The organism is Niallia sp. 01092, from assembly GCF_052318935.1.
Taxonomy (GTDB): domain Bacteria; phylum Bacillota; class Bacilli; order Bacillales; family Cytobacillaceae; genus Niallia.
Map to the genome: position 1 here is coordinate 58,451 of NZ_JBQRKO010000017.1, position 23,677 is coordinate 82,127.

General features: G+C 37.3%; 19 protein-coding genes, 2 pseudogenes and 4 riboswitches. Of the genes and pseudogenes, 6 read left to right on the top strand and 15 right to left on the bottom strand.

Going from position 1 to position 23,677, the window contains the following annotated elements; all coding sequences use genetic code 11:
* Positions 1 to 37: 37 nt before the first annotated feature.
* Positions 38 to 1,288: a serine hydroxymethyltransferase gene (gene glyA, locus ACTXGU_RS15895; protein ID WP_443482509.1), complete on the bottom strand. Its 1,251-nt coding sequence runs from the start codon at positions 1,286 to 1,288 to the stop codon at positions 38 to 40.
* A 162-nt stretch (positions 1,289 to 1,450) separates the two neighbouring features.
* Positions 1,451 to 1,534, bottom strand: a riboswitch (glycine riboswitch).
* A 3-nt stretch (positions 1,535 to 1,537) separates the two neighbouring features.
* Positions 1,538 to 1,643, bottom strand: a riboswitch (glycine riboswitch).
* Between the two features lie 295 nt (positions 1,644 to 1,938).
* On the opposite strand from glyA, the gene zwf reads away from it, so the two are divergent.
* The 5 genes from zwf (at position 1,939) to ACTXGU_RS15920 (ending at position 6,899) form a co-directional block, all read left to right on the top strand.
* Positions 1,939 to 3,426 carry a glucose-6-phosphate dehydrogenase gene (gene zwf / locus ACTXGU_RS15900; RefSeq protein WP_443482556.1) on the top strand — a complete coding sequence of 496 codons (1,488 nt, stop codon included), beginning with the start codon at positions 1,939 to 1,941 and terminating at the stop codon, positions 3,424 to 3,426.
* Positions 3,427 to 3,542: 116 nt separating this feature from the next.
* On the top strand, positions 3,543 to 4,436 hold the full coding sequence (gnd, locus tag ACTXGU_RS15905) for a phosphogluconate dehydrogenase (NAD(+)-dependent, decarboxylating) (RefSeq protein ID WP_443482510.1): 894 nt from the start codon (positions 3,543 to 3,545) through the stop codon (positions 4,434 to 4,436).
* A 191-nt stretch (positions 4,437 to 4,627) separates the two neighbouring features.
* A complete protein-coding gene (locus ACTXGU_RS15910; RefSeq protein WP_443482511.1) occupies positions 4,628 to 5,506 on the top strand; it encodes a carbon-nitrogen hydrolase family protein in 879 nt (292 codons plus the stop codon).
* A gap of 26 nt (positions 5,507 to 5,532) precedes the next feature.
* Entirely contained in the window at positions 5,533 to 6,201 is a 669-nt protein-coding gene (locus ACTXGU_RS15915) for a GNAT family N-acetyltransferase (protein ID WP_443482512.1), read from the top strand.
* 26 nt (positions 6,202 to 6,227) lie between these two features.
* Complete coding sequence (locus ACTXGU_RS15920) at positions 6,228 to 6,899, top strand: GNAT family N-acetyltransferase (RefSeq protein ID WP_443482513.1); 672 nt, start codon at positions 6,228 to 6,230, stop codon at positions 6,897 to 6,899.
* Positions 6,900 to 6,962: 63 nt separating this feature from the next.
* Here ACTXGU_RS15920 and ACTXGU_RS15925 read toward each other — a convergent pair whose 3' ends face one another.
* From ACTXGU_RS15925 to ACTXGU_RS15940, 4 genes are all read right to left on the bottom strand, one after another.
* Positions 6,963 to 7,112, bottom strand: a complete 150-nt coding sequence (locus ACTXGU_RS15925) for a hypothetical protein (protein WP_443482514.1) — start codon at positions 7,110 to 7,112, stop codon at positions 6,963 to 6,965.
* 38 nt (positions 7,113 to 7,150) lie between these two features.
* The gene (gene lipA / locus ACTXGU_RS15930; protein WP_443482515.1) at positions 7,151 to 8,029 is read right to left on the bottom strand and encodes a lipoyl synthase; all 879 of its coding nucleotides are present in this window, start codon (positions 8,027 to 8,029) and stop codon (positions 7,151 to 7,153) included.
* Between the two features lie 238 nt (positions 8,030 to 8,267).
* On the bottom strand, positions 8,268 to 8,663 hold the full coding sequence (gene gcvH, locus ACTXGU_RS15935) for a glycine cleavage system protein GcvH (RefSeq protein ID WP_443482516.1): 396 nt from the start codon (positions 8,661 to 8,663) through the stop codon (positions 8,268 to 8,270).
* Positions 8,664 to 8,725: 62 nt separating this feature from the next.
* Entirely contained in the window at positions 8,726 to 8,896 is a 171-nt protein-coding gene (locus ACTXGU_RS15940) for a hypothetical protein (RefSeq protein WP_443482517.1), read from the bottom strand.
* A gap of 265 nt (positions 8,897 to 9,161) precedes the next feature.
* Positions 9,162 to 9,263: riboswitch (glycine riboswitch) on the bottom strand.
* An 865-nt stretch (positions 9,264 to 10,128) separates the two neighbouring features.
* Between ACTXGU_RS15940 and ACTXGU_RS15945 the strand changes: the two genes are divergently transcribed.
* Positions 10,129 to 11,739, top strand: a complete 1,611-nt coding sequence (locus tag ACTXGU_RS15945) for an APC family permease (RefSeq protein ID WP_443482518.1) — start codon at positions 10,129 to 10,131, stop codon at positions 11,737 to 11,739.
* Positions 11,740 to 11,956: 217 nt separating this feature from the next.
* Here ACTXGU_RS15945 and ACTXGU_RS15950 read toward each other — a convergent pair.
* The 10 genes and pseudogenes from ACTXGU_RS15950 to ACTXGU_RS15995 all read right to left on the bottom strand — a co-directional run.
* A pseudogene (locus ACTXGU_RS15950) lies at positions 11,957 to 12,277 on the bottom strand (BCCT family transporter); the annotation flags it as partial.
* Positions 12,278 to 12,606: 329 nt separating this feature from the next.
* Entirely contained in the window at positions 12,607 to 14,106 is a 1,500-nt protein-coding gene (locus ACTXGU_RS15955) for a BCCT family transporter (protein ID WP_443482519.1), read from the bottom strand.
* Positions 14,107 to 14,223: 117 nt separating this feature from the next.
* A pseudogene (locus ACTXGU_RS15960) lies at positions 14,224 to 14,355 on the bottom strand (winged helix-turn-helix transcriptional regulator); the annotation flags it as partial.
* Positions 14,356 to 14,414: 59 nt separating this feature from the next.
* Entirely contained in the window at positions 14,415 to 15,293 is an 879-nt protein-coding gene (sdaAA, locus tag ACTXGU_RS15965; RefSeq protein ID WP_443482520.1) for an L-serine ammonia-lyase, iron-sulfur-dependent, subunit alpha, read from the bottom strand.
* Positions 15,293 to 15,808: a serine dehydratase beta chain gene (locus tag ACTXGU_RS15970; protein WP_443482521.1), complete on the bottom strand. Its 516-nt coding sequence runs from the start codon at positions 15,806 to 15,808 to the stop codon at positions 15,293 to 15,295. The genes sdaAA and ACTXGU_RS15970 overlap by 1 nt, the downstream gene beginning before the upstream one ends.
* A gap of 366 nt (positions 15,809 to 16,174) precedes the next feature.
* Positions 16,175 to 16,278, bottom strand: a riboswitch (glycine riboswitch).
* Positions 16,279 to 16,361: 83 nt separating this feature from the next.
* A complete protein-coding gene (locus tag ACTXGU_RS15975) occupies positions 16,362 to 17,246 on the bottom strand; it encodes a glycine betaine ABC transporter substrate-binding protein (protein WP_443482522.1) in 885 nt (294 codons plus the stop codon).
* 23 nt (positions 17,247 to 17,269) lie between these two features.
* Positions 17,270 to 18,136: an ABC transporter permease gene (locus tag ACTXGU_RS15980; RefSeq protein WP_443482523.1), complete on the bottom strand. Its 867-nt coding sequence runs from the start codon at positions 18,134 to 18,136 to the stop codon at positions 17,270 to 17,272.
* Entirely contained in the window at positions 18,133 to 19,386 is a 1,254-nt protein-coding gene (locus ACTXGU_RS15985) for a quaternary amine ABC transporter ATP-binding protein (RefSeq protein WP_443482524.1), read from the bottom strand. Before ACTXGU_RS15985 ends, ACTXGU_RS15980 begins: the two co-directional genes overlap by 4 nt.
* Positions 19,387 to 20,030: 644 nt before the next feature.
* A complete protein-coding gene (locus ACTXGU_RS15990) occupies positions 20,031 to 21,176 on the bottom strand; it encodes an aromatic ring-hydroxylating oxygenase subunit alpha (RefSeq protein WP_443482525.1) in 1,146 nt (381 codons plus the stop codon).
* Between the two features lie 45 nt (positions 21,177 to 21,221).
* Positions 21,222 to 23,648, bottom strand: a complete 2,427-nt coding sequence (locus ACTXGU_RS15995) for an FAD-dependent oxidoreductase (protein ID WP_443482526.1) — start codon at positions 23,646 to 23,648, stop codon at positions 21,222 to 21,224.
* Positions 23,649 to 23,677 lie beyond the last annotated feature (29 nt).

Here is a 23,677-nt window from a genome sequence, read left to right on the forward strand (position 1 = left end):
TCAAAACAACTTTGAACTCCATTATAGTGCTTCCTTCTTAAACAGTTATAGGCTGTTGAAACAACGGATACTGACCACAAATTGCTTTTATTGTTTCTCTTGACTTCACTAAAACTGCTAATTCTCCTTTGCTCTTCAGAACAGATGCAATTACTTTAGCGATTTGCATCATTTCTTCCCTTTTCATTCCACGTGTCGTTAATGCCGCTGTCCCAATGCGGATTCCACTTGTAACAAACGGGCTTTGAGGATCATAAGGTATGGTGTTTTTATTAACCGTAATACCAGCCTCTTCAAGCAGCTTCTCTGCTTCTTTTCCTGTTAAATCCCAAGGTCGTACATCAAGCAGTACAATATGATTATCTGTTCCGTCTGACACAAGGGCAGCCCCTTCTTTCTTTAATGCTTCACCAAGTGTGGCAGCATTTTCGATCGTTTGTTTGGCATATTCTTTAAAGCTTGGCTGTAATGCTTCTTGGAAAGCAACCGCCTTAGCCGCAATAATGTGCATGAGAGGTCCGCCTTGTATTCCTGGAAATACCGCTTTATTAATTTGTTTCATGATCTCTTCATCGTTTGTTAAAATAATTCCACCTCGAGGTCCGCGCAATGTTTTATGAGTAGTGCTTGTCACAACATCAGCATGCGGTACAGGAGAAGGATGCACCCCTGCTGCGACAAGTCCGGCAATATGTGCCATATCCACCATTAGTTTTGCCCCAACTTGATCAGCAATTGCTTTAAACTTTGAAAAATCAATCGTTCTTGGATATGCGCTTGTACCTGCGATAATTAACTTTGGCTTTTCTCTTTTCGCCACTTCTTCAAGTTCATCGTAATCAATTAGATGTGTATCTTCCCTCACCCCGTAGGATACGACATCAAACCATTTTCCAGACATGCTTACTGGACTGCCATGTGTGAGATGTCCACCGTGCGATAAATTCATACCCATCACTTTATCACCTGGATTAAGCAAAGCAAAAAAAACCGCTGTATTTGCTTGTGCACCTGAGTGTGGTTGTACATTTGCAAATCGAGCATCAAACAACTTGGTTAAACGTTCAATCGCTGCTTGTTCCGCTACATCGACATATTCACATCCACCGTAGTAACGTTTTCCCGGATAACCTTCAGCATATTTATTCGTCATCACGCTTCCCATAGCTTCCAATACGTCCTGACTTACAAAGTTTTCTGATGCAATTAACTCTAACGTATGAAGCTGGCGATGTTTCTCTTTCTCAATGGCTTCAAAAATCGTTGTATCATTTTTTTGCAAACTCAATCGTTCCACCCCTAAAAATTTTATTTTTGACGGACTGTGGGAATGTATTCCTATTTCCCTTCCAGAAAAACCTTTCATTTTTGGAAAAATTTAGGTAACGAACATACCCCCTATTAACTTTTTTGAACGCAAAAAAGGACAGAAGAAGGGTAATGTTCCCTTCTCTGTCCTTTTACCTGAGAGTTTAACTCCATTTATTTTTGGAATCTTCCCCTTTGGTGGCGTTTTTAAACGCTCTCTCCAGAGTTGCGTCCTGTTGTAGTCCATTTACCTGAGAGATTTGTTCCAAGGGTATTTTTGGAGTTTGCTCCTTCGGTGGTATGCACTTACGTTTACACTCTCCTACAACTATCATCCGCACTGTATTAATTTTTCGTATTTTCAGAATAATTGACATAAAATTGATTGTCAAGTGAATTTTTTCAATAGAACTTTGCTTCCGGTACATCAGCTTTTATCTACTTCTAATTTTTCTTACGGTTACTTCTTTGACACTAAATGAGATAAAAGTGCGTACTTACATGTTGAGATTTATACATATTATACTGAATCTCAACAGAGAAAAACACTTAACGAAAAAGTACAGGAGGATCAAAATGAATGAATTAACTATACCTCACAATAATAGTTTAGCAGAGAATTCTTTGGATATGTCAGAGATACTAGGATTAGACGCCATGACTTTTGTCTTATTTGGAGCCACCGGAGATCTAGCTAAGAGAAAAATCTATCCTGCCCTTTATAATTTATTTCTCGATGGTAAAATGCCTGAATCGTTTTCGATTATTGGTGTAGGAAGAAGAGCATGGTTCGATGATCAATTTCAAGCTAATATTGAAGACTCTATTAAAGCTTTCTCTAGGCGACCGATTGACGATAGTTCCAAAACAAAGAAATTTCTAGAAGTATTTCGGTTTATTTCCTTAGATGTAATGGAAGAACAAGCATACGAAGGGTATCAAAAGTTAGGTGAATTAGTTAAAAGACGCGAAGAACAATTAAACATTCCTGAAAATCGACTATTTTATTTATCGGTTGCACCAGAATTCTTTGATACCATTGCTTTAGGCATCAAAGAAAGTGGATTAGCTTCCGGAAAAGGAAGGAAGCGTCTAATCATTGAAAAACCCTTTGGGAATGATTTAAAGTCTGCACAAGAGTTAAATAAAAAATTAAGTCGTGCATTTGAAGAAGAAGAAATTTATCGTATTGACCATTATCTTGGAAAGCCAATGGTACAAAACCTTGAAACGTTAGGTTTTGCAAATCCTGTTCTTAAAACTTTGTGGAACAACCAGTATATTGCCAACGTACAAATTACTGCTAGTGAGACGGTAGGTGTAGAAGAAAGGGCAGAATATTATGACCAATCAGGAGCGGTAAAAGATATGTTTCAAAATCACTTGTTGCAACTGCTCATGATGACTGCGATGCAGCCTCCGCAAAATATCAACGCGAAAGAAGTTAGCAAGGAAAAGAAAAAAATAATGAAATTTCTTCGCCCGCTACAGAAAGAAAATGTAGCCACAGATGTTCTTCGAGGCCAATACACGGCAGGAGAAATAGATGGAAAATCAGTCGTTGGATATAAAGAAGAGCCTGGAATTAATAATTCGTCAACAAATGATACATTTATAGCAGCGCGTTTATGGATCGATAATGAATTTTGGAGTGGGGTCCCATTTTATATCCGTACAGGAAAAAGAATGAAAGAAAAATTGACAAGCATAGTAATTGAATTTAAAAATTCATTAAAAGATTTGACTATGCCTCAGTTTGGATCAATGACACCTAATGCTTTAATAATCCAAATCAGCCCGCAAGAAGGAATTTCACTGCAACTAAATATGAAGAATCCATTAACGAATCAAATCGAGCCTGTCAATATAAACTTTTTTAATAGTGTAAAAGATGTACCGGAAGCATACGAACTCCTCCTGTTTGATGCAATGCGAGGTGATTCCACCTTTTTTGCACATTGGGAAGAAGTCGAGTTATCGTGGGCTTGGGTTCAACCGGTACTGGAGGCATTTAAGGAAAATCTTCTTCCGCTTCATTACTATCGTTCCGGTTCAATGGGACCGGATGCTTCAGACGAATTACTTCAGGAGGATGGTTTTAAGTGGTGGGAATTTTAAGTTTTTGAGTGAAGCTACTAGTAAGAAAAAAGTCTACAAATTCGATTGCGTATTAGTAGAGATACATGCAAAGAGCAAATAATCTTTTGGAAAACTATTTTTAGGAGGAGATTAATATGAAGATTGGACTAATTGGTCTAGGGAAAATGGGATCTAACTTAACAAAAAATATTATAGAACATAATCATGAAGTAGTCGTTTACGATGTAAATCGTCAATTAGTAGGAGAGATGGAAACATATGGGGCTGCGGGTACTTCAAGTTTGTTGGAACTTGTTCAATCATTAGAGCAACCGAGGATATTATGGATAATGGTTCCTCATCCAGTTGTGGATTCAGTGCTTAGCGAAATTACTCCTTTTTTGGATAACGGTGACATCGTCATTGAAGCAGGAAACTCCCACTATAAACAATCCATTGAACGGTATAATCATCTAAAGAAATTTGGTATTAGCTTTATGGATGCAGGAACTTCCGGAGGAATGGAGGGAGCCCGTCATGGAGCTTGCTACATGGTTGGGGGTGATAGAGAAGCCTGGGAAATAGTTGAACCTATTTTTCGTGATACAGCTGTAGCAAATGGATACTTATATGCAGGGAAAGCAGGAAGTGGGCACTTTTTAAAAATGGTCCATAATGGTATTGAATATGGAATGATGGCTGCTATTGGTGAAGGGTTTGAAATATTAGAGAAAAGCGAATTCGAATATGATTATGAAAAAGTTGCTAGCGTATGGAATAACGGTTCAGTTATACGTTCATGGCTTATGGAGTTAACAGAAAATGCTTTTTCAAAAGATGCAAAACTTAACGAAATTAAAGGGACCATGCATTCTTCTGGTGAAGGAAAGTGGACGTTAGAAACAGCTTTGGATCTTCAAACTGCCACGCCAGTTATCGCCATGTCCCTATTGATGCGTTATCGTTCATTAGAAGAGGATACCTTTACAGGAAAAGTAGTAGCTGCATTACGAAATGAATTTGGAGGACATGCTATCGAAAAAAAATGAAATTTTCTCCATAATGGAACTAAAAACATTTTAAATATCAATGAAAAAAAATAAACAATTCTTTGTAACTAAATAAAACAAAAGTGTGTACTTGTTAGAGAGAACCATTTCTAATACTATCAATATAAATTCATTAATAAAATAAATACTCTGAATTTTCACTATATAAATTGAATAACAAGGAGGATCCTATGAAACTAAGAGTCTCGGCAGTTCAATATCATCTTCATACTATACAAAGTTTTGATGAATTTGCAAATCAAGTGGAGCACTATGTTAAAACGGCAGAAGAATTTGGAGCGGATTTTGTTTTATTCCCAGAATTTCTCACAACGCAGCTTATGTCCATTGGCAACCAACAAGGTCAAGCTTTGACCATCCAAGATCTTCCCTCTTTTACCGATGAGTATCGATCTTTATTTATAAATTTAGCGATTAAAAACCAGATTCATATTATTGGAGGAACACACGTTATTAATAAAGAGGGTCGTTTATACAATGTTGCCCATTTATTCTATCCAGATGGAAGAATAGCAGAACAAGCAAAGCTTCATATTACTCCAACAGAAGTGAATGAATGGAATATGACTCCTGGTGATGGCCTTGAAGTGTTTGATACTGAAAAAGGAAGAATCGCTATTTTAACCTGCTATGATATTGAGTTTCCGGAAATTGTTCGAATGGCAAAGGCGAAGGGGGCGGATATTATTTTCAGTCCTTCATGTACAGATGATCGTCATGGATTCTATCGTGTCCGCTACACGAGTCATGCGAGGGCAGTCGAAAACCAAGTTTACGTCGTTTCCACTGGTACAGTAGGTTCACTTCCTACAGTTGATTTTATGAGAGCGAATTTCGGACAAGCAGCTGTTATTACACCAAATGATATTCCTTTTCCTCCCCGCGGCATTTTGGTAGAAGGAGAGATTAATGGGGATATGATTGTGACAGCAGACCTTGATTTAGAACTGTTATATCAGGTTCGAAAAAATGGCTCGGTTACCACATGGCGTGATCGGCGTACTGACCTTTATCCAGATTGGGAACCTAAAAAAGAACTTAGTACTTAAGGTCTATAAGCATAAGGAGCGATTATATGGCGTATTACAAAGAGTTTTTTGTCTTTGACGGGAATCAACCCATCCCTGCAGTCATTCGAAATTATAAAGAAAAAGACTTTCCTGCTTTAATACTAATTCAGAAAGAAAGTTTTCCGCCACCGTTCCCATCTGAATTATGGTGGAATACGGAACAGTTGGAGAACCATGTTACTTTATTTCCAGAAGGAGCCTTATGTATAGAAATTAATGGAGAAATTGCCGGTTCCATGACCAGTTTGCTGGTTGATTTTGATCCAACCCATCCTGAACATACATGGGAAGAAATAACTGATAATGGATATATTCGAAACCATAATCCTAATGGCAAGACGCTCTATGTTGTTGATATTGGAGTACGCCCCTCCTATCGAAAATTAGGTTTGGGAAAAGAGCTGATGTCTTCTATGTATGACGTTGTTATTCATAAGAAACTGGAGCGGTTATTAGGTGGTGGGAGAATGCCAGGCTATTATAAAAAAGCAAAAGAAATGACACCTGATCAATATTTGGAGGCTGTTGTAAAAGGGGAATTAAGGGACCCGGTTATTACTTTTCTTCTTCGTTGTGGCCGCACCCCAATTCAAGTGGTGGCAAATTATATAGAGGATAAAGAATCATGCAATTACGCAACACTGATGGAGTGGAAAAATCCTTTTTATTCATAAATATTTTGATAAGGAGATAAACGAATATGGAATATAAAAGAATTACGAGCATACAAGATCCTTTATTCAAACAAATGCACGAATTAATGCAAGAGATTTTCCCCCCTGAAGAGGTTTTGGAATTCGATCTTTGGAAAGAGCCTCTTGAAGACCCAGGGATTCGTGTCTTTGTCGCTGTTCATAATGAGAAGGTAGTCGGTGCAACAGAGTATCGTTATTATAATGACTTTAATGTGGCGATGACAGATTTTACAATCATTGGCCAAGCAGGACTCGGCATTGGTCCATTTTTATCCCAAAGGAGGTCGAAGGATTTACATTCTCTAGCAGCAGAAAATGACAAGCAACTATTCGGAATGTTTGCCGAGATTTATGATCCTTATCAGGTAGATCATCATGAATTTGGCGGAGTGAAGCCAATGGATCCATATGTGCGCCGTGAAGTATTGGCACATCTTGGTTATAAGCGTCTTGACTTTTCTTATGTGCATCCTTCCTGGAATAATGATGGAGAGGCGGTTCATGGGCTTGACCTTTGTTTCCTTCCTACTGTCAATTTCGTAGAAAATATAAAAACGGATCTAATTGTAAGGTTTTTGACACGCTATTATTCAGTCTTAACAAATAAACCAAAGTCTTGGTATGAGATGATTGAGAAGTTGGAAGCCAAAGATACTGTACCGCTTTTAAATATTTGATATCAGAAAATAAAAAATTTGAACTTAAAAACACAATAATAAGATTATTATTGTGTTTTTGTTTTATTTAACTAGTGGATATTTCGGATTTCTCGCAAACTTAACTGTTATCCCGCATCCGCCTGCTACTTCGGCATCAACCCGTGGGATTCCATCTTCATTCACAGCCAATTCTTTTAGCCGGTTTAATGCTGCTTCTGTCATTTTTAACATCTTAGGACTTCACTTCTCCTAACGCCTAATTTCCTTGATTATGCATTCGCTTTTGCTGCATTAACCTGTTCATCTGCATGATAAGAGGAGCGAACAAGCGGTCCGGCTTCGCAATGACTAAATCTTTTTGACATGGCAATGATTTTTAGTTCTTCAAACTCTTGTGGACTCCAATATTTTTGGACTTTTAAATGATGTTTTGTAGGCTGTAAATATTGTCCAATTGTCATAATATCTACATTGTTCGTACGAAGATCATCCATCGTTTCGATAATTTCTTCTTTTGTTTCTCCAAGACCGATCATAATGCTTGATTTTGTTGGAATAGCAGGATTCATATCTTTTGCTCGGCGCAAAAACTCAAGGGAACGTTCGTAAGTTGCCCGGGCACGAATTTTTGGTGATAAACTTTTTACCGTCTCAATATTGTGATTTAAAATGTCGGGCTTCGCATCCATTAATGTTTTTAAGTTTTCATATTTCCCGTTCATATCAGACGGAAGAACTTCAATACTACAAAATGGATTACGGCGTCTTACGGCTCTGACCGTTTCTGCAAAAACCCCGGCTCCACCATCCTTTAAATCGTCGCGGGCAACAGCAGTAATCACGACATGCTTTAGTCCCATTTGCTCCACTGATTCTGCCACCCGCTCTGGTTCTCCCCAATCAAGCTCTGTCGGCAGCCCTGTTTGCACGGCACAGAATCTACATGCACGTGTGCACACACTTCCTAAAATCATAAAGGTTGCCGTTTTTCTCGATGCCCAGCATTCATGAATATTCGGGCATTTTGCTTCTTCACAGACAGTATGAAGCTTTTTTTCACGCATCATCGTTTTCAAGCCCGTATACTGTTCATTCGTATTTAATTTTATCTTGAGCCAATCTGGTTTTCGAACATGCTCAGTTGCCATCTCATTCACTCCTATGAACAGAACATATATTCTGTCAGACTTGAAAGTCAACTTTACAGGATAACCCCCGTACATATGACTATTTAATTTATACATTTACTGTTTCTTTTTCTTTTACTGCATTTTCTTCCTTTTTATATTTAAGCTTGAATATCTTCAAACAACTCATCGATTGAAGATATATTTAAAAAAGCGAGCTGTTCCTCTTGATCTTGTTTCTATCAGGGGGGATATCATTCTATTCCTCTCCTTCATTCACAAATACTTGGTACTCATCCTCATTTAATAGGGATTCCAGCTCTTCTGGACAAGACATTTCCACCTCTACTAACCAGCCTTTGCTAAATGGATATTCGTTAATTGTCTCAGGAGCATCTTCTAACTCCTCATTGATTAGCACAACTGTACCTGATACTGAAGCAAAAATTTCAGAAACTGCTTTAACCGATTCGATTGTTCCCATTGATTCATCAGCTGATACTTTAGCATCTACTTGCGGATTCTCCACAAATACGATATCTCCTAGCTGTTTTTGTGCATAATCAGAAATCCCAATTCGCACCCTATTTCCATCTAATTGTAAAACCCACTCATGTTCCTTGCTATATAGTAAGCTAGCAGTTGCTTTTTTCATTATTATTCCCATTCCTTTCAACTGTTAAAATAAATTTGATCATTTCAAATAATTATTGTAAGTTAGCCGCCGAGTGATATACCGCCAACTTTAATAACATGATCACGGCCTTTTGTAGTTACGATTGTAATATTTGGATATTCATAATACTCACAACATTCTTCAAAAAACTGGTACTGCATACCATATTCTTTCCCCCACTTTAATGAAAGCTTGGCTGCAATAATGTGCATAAGCGGTCGCCTTGTATTCTGAAGTATCGTTTACACTACCCCTTTATGTTTCAAAGATAGAAGATATATCTCTTAATCACTACAGATATCATTTCTAAGAAAAATGATAGAAACACTGCTCTTTTTGCACACAAAAAAGGACAGAGAAGGGTAGCTAAAGCCTGCTTTTACCCTTCTCTGTCCTTTTACCTGAGAGTTTAGTTCCGTTTATCATTTAGAATGTTCCCCTTTGGTGGCATATATAGATATGCTCTCTCCAGAGCTACGTCTTGTATTGGTTCCTTTTACCTGAGAGATTTATTCCAAGGATTTTATGGAATTTGCTCCTTCGGCGGCAATATTCATTACTCTCTCCCAATACAATCAACCGTAAAATATTCAATTGTTTATAATGTACTTTAAAACACTCTTTACATGTCAGACTAAAATAAAATCTCATTATTCTTATTATGTACAATCACTGCTGTAATTTAAAAATTAATTATTAAAAAATTAAGAGTGGATTCAATTTTTAGTATTCTTATAAACTAGTACCGATATAAATCTATCGTAGAGGTTAGCTCTATTAATATTATCCGCTAATATTTAATTACATAATATTCTATAGAAAACATGTTGTCAATCTAACATTCAGAATTTATTAACTATTTTTAATTTAAATCAACGAGATTTTGTCACATGCTCGTTAAGCTATGTTAAAACCAGTTCAATGTTCCTCAAATCAGCATATCGTCAATTGAAATAAGACGAAGAAACCAATTTAAAGAGTGCTGCCTTGGAAATAGAATTTTTTGGTTATTAAATTTGGTAATGGTTTCATTAAATTTCTCCATCGATTTTGTCAAATAAGCAACCGCCTAGGGAATTTCAGTTTTAGCTGTTAAACTTCATCTTTAAGAATATGGATTTGCCAATCTAAGTGTCTTGTTTTTCTGTTTAACTATCATTCATTGTGATTAATCCTATCATTTTAAATCATTTCACAAGATATGTTTACAAGTTTAATATGTTAATAAACGTAATATATCAAATTATTTAAAACATTTTGATTTTTATGCCAGAAAGAGTGACAAAGGATTTATCCATCATGTATACGGGGAAGGGAGGAAATGTGTTCCGCTTGCACTTAGAACACAAACATTATGGGAATTAACTGAGAAAAAAGCAAATCAAGCATTAAGATACAAAAACATCTCTTGAAAAATAAAAATAATTTAAAAGGGGGAATTTTAATGTCAAATCAAGGGAAACTTAAAGGGAATTTGTCCTTATGGGATCTTACTTTTATTGGTTTAGGTTCAATGTTTGGTTCAGGTTGGCTGTTTGCCGCTAGCCATGTTGTTTCGTTGGCAGGGCCAGCAGGGTGGATTTCATGGATAGTTGGAGGCATTGCTGTCCTGCTGTTAGGTCTCGTTTATGCCGAGCTTGGCGCTTCAATCCCACGTGCTGGGGGTATTGTTCGTTATCCAGCTTATTCCCATGGTCCACTTATGGGGTATCTTATAGGATTTATTACACTAATCGCGTATTCAAGTTTTATTGCTATAGAAGTGGTGGCAGCACGCCAGTATGCAGCATCTTGGTGGCCTTCTTTGACGCAAAATGGTTCTGATTTGCCGACAACGCTCGGATGGTTTCTGCAATTTGGGCTACTTTGTTTATTTTTTCTACTCAACTATTTCGGTGTAAAAGTATTTGCTCGGTCAAATATGATTATTACGGCTATAAAATTCATTGTACCAACAGTTACAATTATAGTACTACTCACATATTTGAAAAAAGCTAACTTCACCGCACATGGTTTCGCCCCTTTTGGGATTTCGGGCATCCAGTCTGCTATCACTACTGGCGGAGTCATGTTTGCCTATCTTGGCCTTCAGCCAATTGTCTCAGTTGCAAGTGAAGCGAGAAAACCCCAACGAACAATACCAATTACTTTGATCCTAACCGTTGTTCTATCTGCAGCAGTCTATTTTCTGTTACAAATTGCATTTACTGGGAGTATTCCATCAAATATGTTATCTGGAGGATGGGGAAATGTTGATAAGCAATTCAGTCTCCCGTTTGAAGATATCGCTGTTATTCTTGGTTTAGGCTGGCTGGCTTCCTTTATCGTCATTGATGCTATTATTTCCCCTAGTGGTGCGGGTAACATCTATATGTCTACAACCGCTCGTACTGTCTACGGTTGGGCTCGTAATGGGACATTTTTAAAGATATTTTCAAAGATTGATAATAAAACAGGGATCCCGCGTCCAGCACTTTGGCTAACCTTTATTATGTCTATTTTCTGGACACTTCCATTCCCATCTTGGAGTGCTTTGGTCGGTGTTGTCTCCGCAGCACTGATATTGTCATATGCTATCGCTCCAATTGCAGCCGGAGCTTTTAGAAGAAATGCAAAGGATCTTCCAAGGCCATTTTATCTCAAAGGGATGAATGTAATTGGACCTCTATCTTTTATCATCGCTTCGTTTATTGTATATTGGTCAGGATGGAATACCATTTCTTGGCTGCTCGGATCTCAGATCGTCTTGTTTTTCGCCTACTTACTTTTTAAAAATTTTGTACCTACAAAAGCAGTAAGTCTCAGACAGCAGGTTAAATCGACATGGTGGCTTGTATTTTATTATATGGTGATGATGGTTATTTCGTATCTTGGCTCATTTGGTGGCATTGGTATACTCCGTAATCCGATAGATCTCGCCATTATAACTATTGCCTCATTAATTACCTACTATTGGGGTGTCTATACCTGCTTACCAAAAGCAGTATTTGATGATGATGAGGTAGAAACAGATGAAGAAGCTCTCCCGAATGAAACAATTTCAAGTACGATGTAAATTCTTAGCTTACAAAAATTGAATTTTATAACATCATTAAAGATAGAAGTTAAAAATTCTAATTAAACGTAAGTGTAAAATAATCCCCACCTACAATTAAGAGGGCACTGATAAACTTTCGTTTTATCAAAGAAACTAATAATTTCTATCAAAAAAGACGACTCTAACATTCACAAAGTAAATGTTGAGTCGTCTTTTTTCATCAATTTGGCGGCTACTATCCCTTTATTTTAACTAGATTAGTTTCCATTTTCTTAAATTCTTTAGAGAGATTTTGATTATTTTTTACTTTTTCTTCTCTTAACGATTTAACTAATGAGAAGACCATTAGAATCATAATAATTTCAAATGGGAATGCAGCTACAATTGATGCCATTTGAAGGGCACCTAATCCACCTGACCAAAGCAATATAACAGCTGTTGCAGATTGAATTATTCCCCATATAAACTTAATTCTATTTGGCGGATTAAGCGAACCATTTGTTGTTTGCATACCTAATACAAATGTTGCTGAATCTGCTGATATTAACTGGTAAGTAAAATGTTTAAAACTGAATTCGTAGTGCTATAATTATTACTAGCAGATTAATTTTAAATTAATTAAATCGTGAATTTGTATTAACTTCGGGACTGTTACTTTATTTTCGGAATGTAGTGTAACGGGGGCAATTGTAAGTTTTTGTTGCGACATAGGAAAAGCACCTCTTTAAATTGATACGTTCATCGTACCAGGAGGTGCTGCATGTTCATATACGTTGTTTGATTGGGGGCTTACACTTAATATTTAATTATTAAAATTGATAATTTGTATCTTAATCTTCTTTATATTAAATCTATTAATTTTGCTAGTTCTGTATTACACTCTACTTATGAAATTCTTTCTTTTGGGTTCGGAATTTTATTTTCCTTTGCTTCATTCTTTAATTCTTTAAAGAAAGACCAACACATGATAACCATAATAATCGCAAAAGGGAGCGAGGCTGTGATGGAGGCAGTTTGTAGTACCTGCAAACCTCCTGCCAAAAGTAACACTGCAGCAACCATTGACTGGATGACTCCCCATGTAATTTTAACTTTATTCGATGGATTTAAATTCCCTCTTTCACTGAGCATACCCAACACAAAAGTTGATGTATCAGCTACAGTTATATAATAAATTATCATAATCGCAAAGCCTACAACACTTAGAATTGAACTTGCTGGAAGATAATCAAAAAAAGTAAAAATTGATAAATCTACATTTGATGTGATTTTTTCAACTAAATCCTTGTAACCTAAGTTATGGATAAGATGGAGAACTTGTCCTCCAAAGATAGATAACCAAGCAAATGTACCAAGTGAAGGGGCGATTAATACCCCAAGGACAAACTCCTTTATTGTTCTTCCTTTGGAAATTCGGGCAATAAACATACCAACAAAAGGAGCCCATGCAATCCACCATGCCCAATAGTACACAGTCCAGTTTCCTATCCACAAGTTGTCTCCAAAGGGTCTTAATCTTAGACTCATTTCCATAAAATTACCTAAATAGCCCCCCAGTGTATTACAAAAGACCTTAAAAATCTCAGAAGTCGATCCCACGATTAAGACTAAAGATAACATCAAAATTGATAGGAACAAGGCGGTGTTAGATAAGTATTGAATCCCTTTTTCTAATCCAGTGGATATAGAGATCAAGAGCAGGACGGTTGAAATGAAGATAACGATAATTTGAACATTAACTGTATTTGGAATATTAAAAAAGTAATTAAGTCCACCTGAGATTTGCATAGCTCCTAAACCCAGAGATGTAGCTATACCAAAAACGGTGGCAATTACAGAAAAGATATCAATTGTTTTTCCAATTGGGCCATAAATTTTTTCTTTTAAAAGGGGATAAAAAGCAGAACTCACAGATGCAGGCAAATTTTTATTAAATTGAAAAAAGGAGAGGGCTAAGCCAATGACTGTGTAGATAGCCCATGGGTGAATACCCCAATGAAAAAACGTGTACTCCATCGATAAATTAGCTGCTGCTTCTGTAAAACCTTTTCCAGAAGGTGGATTTGAATAATGGGTCACAGGTTCTGCAATACTCCAAAAGATAATTCCAATCCCCATACCTGCACCAAATAACATAGACAACCAGGAAATAGTCTTAAATTCTGGTTTGTCCCTTTCTTTGCCTAATCTAATATCACCGTATTTAGACACTAACAAGTAAAATGAAAATATTATAAAAATTAAGGTTGAACTGATATAAACCCATCCGAAGTTGCCAACACTACCTTTAAAAAGGGTATTGACCATAGACGATAAGCTATCTGTAAAAAAAATCCCCCAAATAATAAAAACTCCCGTCAACAAGATCGAAACATAAAAAACCATATTTTCATTTCTCCTTTTTTAATCAAATGATCTACTCCTTTACCTTAAAAAAGTGGATTCTGATTATTTAGTTGTACACCGTAACTAGTTTGCTATAGTTTTCGATAAATAAAAATATTAATTTATATTAACTTGATCCTTCATCACAGTGTTCATGTAATTTTTCCCCCATTCGTACATAGACTCAAGAATCGGCATCAAGCTTTTTCCTTGTTCCATCAATGAGTATTCTACTTTAGGTGGAACAAGCCTTTTATTGAGAAAAAGTACTTAACTTCCTCTAATATTAAATCATGGATTTTTCATTTTTACATCTTTCGGAAAATCTGTTCTTTTACTTTCTTCCCTGTATCAGTCATGGCAAGACCTCCTAGTGCTGTTTCTCTAAGAGTCCTTGGCATTTCACTTCCAATTTTGTACATAGCCTCAATGACTTCATCACATGGAATTCGGCTTTCTACACCTGCAAGAGATAAATCAGCAGCTGAGAAGGCTATAGATGTTCCGATCACATTTCTCTTAATACAAGGAACTTCCACAAGCCCAGCGACTGGATCACAAACTAATCCTAATAATGATTTCAAAGCGATTGCTGTTGCGTTAATAGCTTGTTTTGGTGTACCTCCTTTTAACTCAACAATCGTCCCTGCTGCCATAGCTGTTGCAGAACCAACCTCTGCTTGACATCCTCCTGCTGCTCCTGAAATAAAAGAACGGTTAGCAATAACATAACCAAGGGCACTTGCCGTAAACAGTCCCATGACTAAATCGTTATAGCAGGTACCGTCATTTTTTTGTAGAGAAAAAAGCACTCCAGGTAAAATACCGGCTGCTCCAGCTGTCGGGGTAGCTACAATAACCCCCATACGGGCATTGGTTTCAGATGTCGCCAGTGAAAATGTCATCGAGTCTCGTATGTAATCACCTGAAAGTGCTTTCCCTTGATTAGCATAGTGACTCATTTTGACCGCATCTCCACCTGAAATACCGCTCGGCGCTGTTGACCCATCTTTTAATCCGGTATCAATCGCATCCTTCATTTTGATAAGCCGTTCTTTCATCATATTGATAATCGTCTCTTTATCTCTACGTGACTTCTCAGCCTCCATCATTAGCATGACTTCACCAATCGTTTTCTGTTCATTCAGACAAATTTCAATCAGCTCATGCATCGATCGAATTTCCATCAAATCCCCTCCAGTACTTCCTTCATTATATATGGTCGGCATTGTGCTGCGAGTATCGAATAATTTTCATTTGTACTTAAACGAATATCAAGCTTTTCTTCATTTATCAAAAAGATTTTGGATAAACCGCCGCCCAGTGATGCTCCGCCAACTTTCACTATATCTTCTCCCCGTACTGCCTTAACAACTACTGTATTCGGATGATCAAAATAAGAACAATGTTCTTCAAGCTTAAGTTCATAATGCAGTCCATTCCGTTTCGTTAACTCGATGGCATATTTAATTCGAGAATCATCTGTATCCATTCCAAGCAGCCCGCCAAGTATAGCCTTATCTGTTCCATGACCTTGATAGGTTTCAGAAAAGGAACCGTAGAATGTAATTTCCGCACTTTCCGGACATCCGCCTAACAATTCATAAATAAACTTTCCAATCGAAACAACACCAGCTGTATGGGAACTCGATGGTCCCACCATAACCGGCCCAATAATGTCAAAACAGCTTTGAAATTCCATAGAATACTCCTTCCTTAAACAGATATAAACTGTCTGTTAAAATAGCAGGCTCACCTTTTCTGTATAAAAAAAGACAAAGAAAGGTAGAGCAAGCTACCCTTCTCTGTCCTTTTACCTGAGAGTTTCACTCTATAATAAATAGTGCCAGGCTGTCGAGAAACGCTCGATTTCTTCGTTGTTCTCCTTGCTCGGATGCTCATTACCCAAACACGGTAACTCCGCTCCTCCCAAGGCTTCACACCTCGAAATACAAACGTTTTCGATCAGCCTAAAGTTTCTGCAATTATTACTTTTTCTACACCTTGACTTAGAGCTTTCCCCTTTGGTGGCGTATTTGAACTTAAAATACAGCTCTCTCCAGAGATCCGTCCTATTGTGGTTCTATTTACCTGAGAGATTAATCCCAAGGGGGTTTATGGGACTTGCTCCTTCGGTGGCATTTTTTCTTCACTCTCTCCCACAATCATCATCCGTCATTATAATTTTGTAAGAAATACGAAATTTGTTTTGTTTATCATCGGTTTGAATATTCTGATTTTTTAATAGCTTAAATCTATTTTAACCAATCCTCTTTTAGACTTTCATTTTTTGAAAGCCAATTTTCCACTCCTTTCGCTTCATCCTTGCTTTTCATAATTTCGGCCTCTAATTGGGCAATTTGCGTTAAATCCATTTTAAATGATTCCATCCATTTAGCAACTTCGGGAAACTTAGTGGAAAAATCTTTTGGACCGATAATTTGAAGTTTTTCTGCTCCACTCGGATTCATCGCGTTTTTCGGATCTTCTAAATATCTTAAATTATATTCTTCAAACGCCCAATGAGGACGCCAAAGAGTAACGACAATTGGCTTCTTGCTTGATACTGCTTTTTCTAACGCTGCAAGCATCGCAGGGGTGCTGCTTTCTACTAGCGTCATGCTATTTAATCCATAATCAGGAATCGCATTCTCTCTTGTCAGCCGCATTAAACCAGCTCCAGGTTCAATGCCAATAATTTTCCCGCCAACTTCCTCTGCTTTATTTTTTAAATCTTCTATTGATTGAATATCCATATAGTCTGGTACAGCTAGTCCACTATCCGCTTCATGATACCAAGTGCCAAGCACTGAAATTTTATCGTTGTATTTTTCCATATAAGCAGAATGAGTTGTCGGCATCCATGTATCTAAAAATAAATCGATGCTTCCCTTTGCAACACCGGAAAATATTGGTGCAACATCAGCTTGAACTAGTTTCACTTTATACCCTTTCTCCTCTAATAAAGACTTCCACAAATAAGAAACGGCAACATCTTCATCCCAAGGTATATATCCAATCGTAATTTCCTTCGTCCCTTTATCCTCTTGATCACTCGACTTTGAAGTTGAGGTACTTCCACACGCAGTCAAATTTAAGATTAATAGAAATAATATAAACAGATAGCAGCCTCGCTTCATTTTCTCTCCATCCTCTCCAACTATCAATGATTTGGTTGATTTGATGTTTTATTTTTATCGGTGCCAAGGATGGTCATTCGATCCAAGATAATGGCAATAATGACAATAGAAATTCCTCCTATAAAACCTAAACCAACATCCAACATGCTTATACTTCTTAATATCTCTGCTCCTAAACCTCCAGCTCCAACCATAGATGAGATGACAACCATAGAAAGAGACAGCATAATTACTTGGTTGACACCTGACATAATCATTGGCAGCGCTAATGGAAGCTGAACTTTAATCAGCTTTTGCCACTCACTTGCTCCAAATGCTTCAGCAGCTTCTATAGTGGCTTCAGGAACTTGTTGAAGCCCCAATAAAGTTAAACGAACAGCAGGCGGCATTGCAAAAACAAATGTAGCTAATAGAGCCGTTACATTCCCTAAACCAAAAATCAGTACTGCTGGTATTAAATAAACAAAAGCAGGCATCGTTTGCATAATATCTAGTACAGGTTGAACAATGGATCTTACTCTTTTAAAACGGTAGGATAGTACGCCTAAAGGAACACCAATGATAAGGGAAATAATGGTTGAAGTAAGAACAAGGGCTAAAGTAAGCATAGATGCTTCCCATAAATTTAAACTAACAATTAAAAGCAGACCAAAGCATGTGAAGGAAGCAACTTTCCAATTCGCCAACCACCAAGCAAGTCCAACTATAATCGCTACCATGACTAAGGAAGGTGGGGTAGTCAACAGCCATTCTAATCCATCAATTAAACTAGTCATAAAAGAATTAATTAAGTCAAACACCCCAGAAAAATTGGCTGTGATAAAATCAACAAATGAATTTGCCCACTTATCAAGAGGCAGTGTTGGAAGGAAATCGTTTTTATTGCTCATTTTTGCACCACCTCTTTTAATTCAATATCTTTTTTTTCTGTGGTTGTTACTTTCTCTGTTAAACTTGCAATTAGTGAGCTAGATAAAATTTCCCCTTTTAATCGATTGTGGTCGTCGACAACTGCTACAGGAAGAATTTCTTTAGCAAATAAAGGAAGGATTTCTCGTAAAGTTTGATTAATATGAACTTTATAAAAATGATCACTAACTGCTTGAGACAAATCTTGCTTTCGCTTTTCAACTTGTTCTAAAACTTGATATAGGCTTAACACCCCTTTTAAGCAGTGATTTTCATTTACGACATAAATGGAAGAGAGCTGGTTGATTTTCATTCTTCTTAAAATAACTTGCGGCAATTCTTTCTCATAAGCAAAAACTTGAACAGGCTTCATTGCGCTTTTGGCTAGACGAATTTTGCTGTAGTCTACGCCTTGAACAAGCTGTTCTACATATTCAGTCGCAGGTGTACTAAGAATATCCTCGGCTGTGCCAAGCTGGACAATCTCTCCATCTTTCATCACTGCTGCACGGTGTCCTAAAGTTAATGCTTCATCTAAGTCATGTGTGACAAAAATAACAGTCTTTTGAATCTCATCTTGTATATCAAGAAATAATTTTTGCATCTCTCGTCTAATCAATGGATCTAAAGCCGAAAAAGGTTCATCCATTAATAATATCTCCTGATCCGATGCAAGCGCCCTAGCTAAGCCAACTCTCTGCTGCATTCCTCCTGATAGTTGAAAAATACGTTTATAAGCCTGACCATTTAAGCCAACATATTCAAGGGCATCTTTCCCTCTTTTTTCCCTTTCCTGTGCAGACACCCCTTTTAATTCTAAGCCGAAAGTAATGTTATCAAGGACAGTTCGGTTTGGTAAAAGTCCGACATTTTGAAAGACCATCCCGATTTTATTTCTGCGTATTTGCTGAAGATTTTTTTTCGACAGCTGAGCTATATCATCATTTTCCAATAAGATTTTCCCTTCTGATGGTTGAACTAAACCATTTAAACACCTTAATAAAGTTGATTTCCCACTACCAGAAAGCCCAATTAAGGCAAACGTTTCTCCTTTTTTCACTTCAAAATTAGCATTATGGATAGCAACATTTGTTTTTGTCGCCTGTTCTACTTCATATTTACTTTTTCCTTCACCTCTTAGCTTTAAAGCAAGCTCTTTTTGGCGTCCGAAAACTTTAGAAACATTGGCTACATGAATAATAGGGGTGGTTATTTTTGAAGGCATCTCCATTTTATTTCCTCCTCGTATCGAAAGTTTAGAATCCTTTTTTAAGGTAATTTCCAGTTTGTTAATTGCTCTTTGATAACATCATAGAAGTTAGTTCAGATAGTGGAGGGCTAGCCTCCCACTATCTGAACAATTTTCAAATTATAGAATTGGACTTTTAGAGATGTCCCTAGATAATGGCCTCAGAAGCGTTTGGGGAATTTCTTTTCACTCCTGTAGCTTTGACTACTAACAAAGTTCTGTCTCCTCCGCTCTTGTTTGAACTTTTAACCCGCAGGCTGTTCCTCCTAACAACCCATGGGAAGTTGGAGCTTCCAGGCAGCTCATGGACTAGAGTGAGTTCTAATATGTGAGGGTGATTAATCAACAAGTGCGCTCTTGGTATCCTGAAGATTCCTTCCCCTGATCAAAAATGAAAGGAGGTTATCCCATAAAATTATTGGAATAGAAAATAGCTCCCAAGAAATGAAAGCTTGTGTGTTTGGTTGATACACTGTTGCGTACCAACCAAATTTACACACTTTAGAAGGAAGGTGGATAAATAGGAATTTTAACTATTCCATTCTCTTCTATTAAATACTTAGAAAGATTTAGTATGTTAGTGAGTTTCTATTACATTAAGCATGCTACATATTCTTTAACATCCTTTATTCATTGTCCTCACTCAACTGAATGGAATCAAGAACATATTCATAGAATTTTGTTACATGTTGTTCAATCGGCACTAATATGCCGCCATTTTTATAAGCTTTCGATCCCATATTTTCTTGACACCATTGGCATGCCTCAAAATCTTGTAAATTCACTCGATGAAATAACCCGACTGCATCCATTGGATCAAAATCTGGCTTTGCCATTTCTTCCGGATCGAATAACCAATCACAAATAACTTTTGTTTTATCTGCACTAATTGGTATACAGCGATGAATAATGACATGATCTGGCGTTAAATTTATGAATACAAGAGGCAAAATCGTCATTCCAAAATAAGTTCGATCGTCTTCAGGAAGCAATCCTTTTAATGGAGGACGATTTCCTTTTCCGCTTAATGAAAAAGCTTCATGGTTTTCACTAAATGTCGCTCCAGTACCAACTCCATTTTGCGTTCCAATTCCTGACTTGAATTCAGGAAAAGTGTCAGTTAGTTCTGGATGAATGGATGAACAGTGATAACATTCTTGAAAATTTTCAATAATGATTTTCCAGTTTGAATCTACCTCATACTCTTCTCGGTGAGCAACTTTTAAATCTCCAATGCCATATCTAGCAATCGTATCAAGTTCACCAAATCGATCCATAATCTGTTTATCTAATTGTTCCTCAACTGGTTTTGGATTTTCCGATAAGTTGACCCAAATCATTCCATGCCATGTTTGAAGGTGTACAGACTCTAAACCAAACTGTTCATTTTTTACTAGCTCTTCACGACATTCACTAGTATTCGGTACGCCTAACAGCGTACCATCCAGCCCATAGCTCCAAGAGTGATAAGGACAGCGAATGACGCCCGTTTTCCCACAAGGATCACTGCAAAGAGTCGCTCCTCGATGTCGGCAAACATTTAGGAAAGCCCGCAATACATTATCCTTTCCTCTAACAACAACAATATTTTCATTCTCCACTTTTGTTGTCATATATTGCCCCGACTCTGCTACTTCATATTCGTAGCCAATAAAAGTCCAAGTCTCTGAAAAAATATGTTTCTTTTCTAATTCAAAAACAGCTGGATCTGTATATAGTCCTCCTTTAAGAGTAGCCTTCAATTTCTCTGACAGATTTGCAACAACCATCATTATTCCTCCCAATCAATTAAATAATATAATTTTATCTAAAATAACTTAATGAGTAATAAAAGCCGACTGTGATATGATTTTTGCTGTGTATTTCTCTCCAAAATATTCAATACTTAGAGAATTTCCTTCTTTTACTATTTCAGGAGAAAGAATTGCAAATGCTACACCTGTTTTCCTTTCATAAGAATAACCAAAGCTTGTAACAAACCCTACTGATTTCTCTTTATCATACACTGGTTCATATCCCATTATCACAACGGATGGATCATCTAATACCAATGTAGCAAGCAAGTGTCTAGGTCCAGTCAACTTATGATCAAGAACTGCATCCTTTCCAATAAACGCATGTTTATCAAGGTCGACCTTTTGCATGGATTCTATTTCATATGGAGTCATTTCACTCCAAAAATCTTTTCCTGGCTTAGGAATAAGAGACTCCATTCTAAGTCCATCTAGAGCACGTTCACCTGCTGCAATTAGCTGGTAAGGCTGGCCTTCTTTATATAAAACGTCCCATAATCCTAACCCTTGATCAGAAGTAGTGAATAACTCCCAGCTCTCTGAACCATTTATAGATTGATAGAATGAAAGGACCGGTATATGGTCAATATATAGCTTCCTTACTTGTCCAACTTCTAATGATTCCTCGAAATTCTTGTTAAGAACTGATTGCATAAATTCTTTTGTTTTCGAACCTTTAATCAAAAGACTGCACATTCCAGCAGTAAGATCATTTATGACAACATTGCTGCTCGGTGAAACATGCTTTTTAATCCAGCTTGCTTCTACTGCCCCAGAACAAAGAACGATAAATGTTGACTCGATTGTACGAATCACTGTTATCTCATCCTTTATTCCTGCTGATTCATGCAGCATAAACGTTTTCGTAAATGTTCCAATTGAAATATCAATATTACTAGTCGTTAATTGCTGCAGCAACTCTATTGTTCCTTCTCCACTAACCTCTAAATATTTTCTTGATGCCGTAGCATCAAAAAGTCCTGCAAATTTTTGAGCATGGATTTGTTCTGCTTCAATAATTGGCGACCAAAATTGTGCAGCCCAGTTATCCTTTTGCCTGATTTCATTTTCATAAGTTGAAACAAGCGATGCATTTTCTTTATACCATTGCGGCTGCTCCCAACCAGACTTTTCATTATATACTGCACCTAACGCTTCTTGACGAATATAATATGGACTTACCCTTACGTTTCGACCTGTATCATGAGGCATGTATGGATGATGAATATCATACACTTTTAAATAATTTTCAATTGAGCGCGCTTTATAGAAAGATGGGCTCTGTGCATAGTCGTCAAAACGGTTAATATCACATAATTCTAAATCAAGTGTAGGGACGCCATTTACAATCCATTCCGCCATTTCTTTCGCAACACCGGCAGAATGTGTAACCCAAATCGCTTCTGCCACCCAAAATCCTTTTACCTTATGAGATTCTCCCAGCAACGGCATCTCATCTGGCGTAAAGGAAAAGATTCCATTGATTCCCTTCGTAATACTTGTATCTTTTAATGATGGCATTAAACGGGTAGCATCTTGCCAAGGCTTTTCAAAATCCTCAGGAGTGAATGGTTTTACAGAAGGCATTTCTTTTGATTCGCCATATTTTGTAATTTCATCTACTTCAACCGGCAGCGCACGATGTTGATAAGAACCTACACCTAGTCGGTTAAACACTTGACGGTAATACATCGCACTATCTTGATGGCGAATAAGCGGCATTGTTACTTCTTCTGACTCCTCAGCAAATTCTTTTAAATCTTCTGTCCATACAAATTGATGCGCCATCGGCTGCAGCGGAATCGTCACTCCAACCATTTCACCAATTCGCGGCCCCCAAAAACCTGCACAGCAAACAATTAAATCAGCATCAAATTCTCCTGAACTTGTTATTACTTTTTTCACATGACCATCTTGAACATCGATGTCAATGACCTCTGTTTCACCGTAAAACTTTACGCCACATGATTTAGCAAATTCCATCATTTCTTGTACTGCATTTAATGGCTTCGCAATCCCATCAGATGGGGTAAACAAACCTCCATAAATATTATTAGAATCTATTAATGAAGATTTTTCGCTGCATTCTTCAGGAGTAAGAATGGATGCTTCCATCCCCCAAGATGCTGCTACTCCAGCTTTTCGTTTTAAATCTTCTAGCCGCTCTGGAGTATTCGCTACTTCAACACTTCCTACTGAATAAAATGATGGACGTTCATTTGTGCTTAACTCTTTAAAGGTGCTCACTGTACTATTAGCTAATTTGGTCAATACTTTTGAAAAGCTTAATTGAAATACAAGTCCTGGAGCATGGGAGGTTGATCCTCCAGTTTCCACAAGTGGTCCTTGTTCAATAACTGTAATATTTTGCTGTCCCATTTTGCTTAAAAAGTAAGCAAGACTGCTGCCTACAACCCCTGCTCCGATAATGACAATCTTTTTTTGCTCCATCACTCGATTACACCCTCTCTTTCACTTTA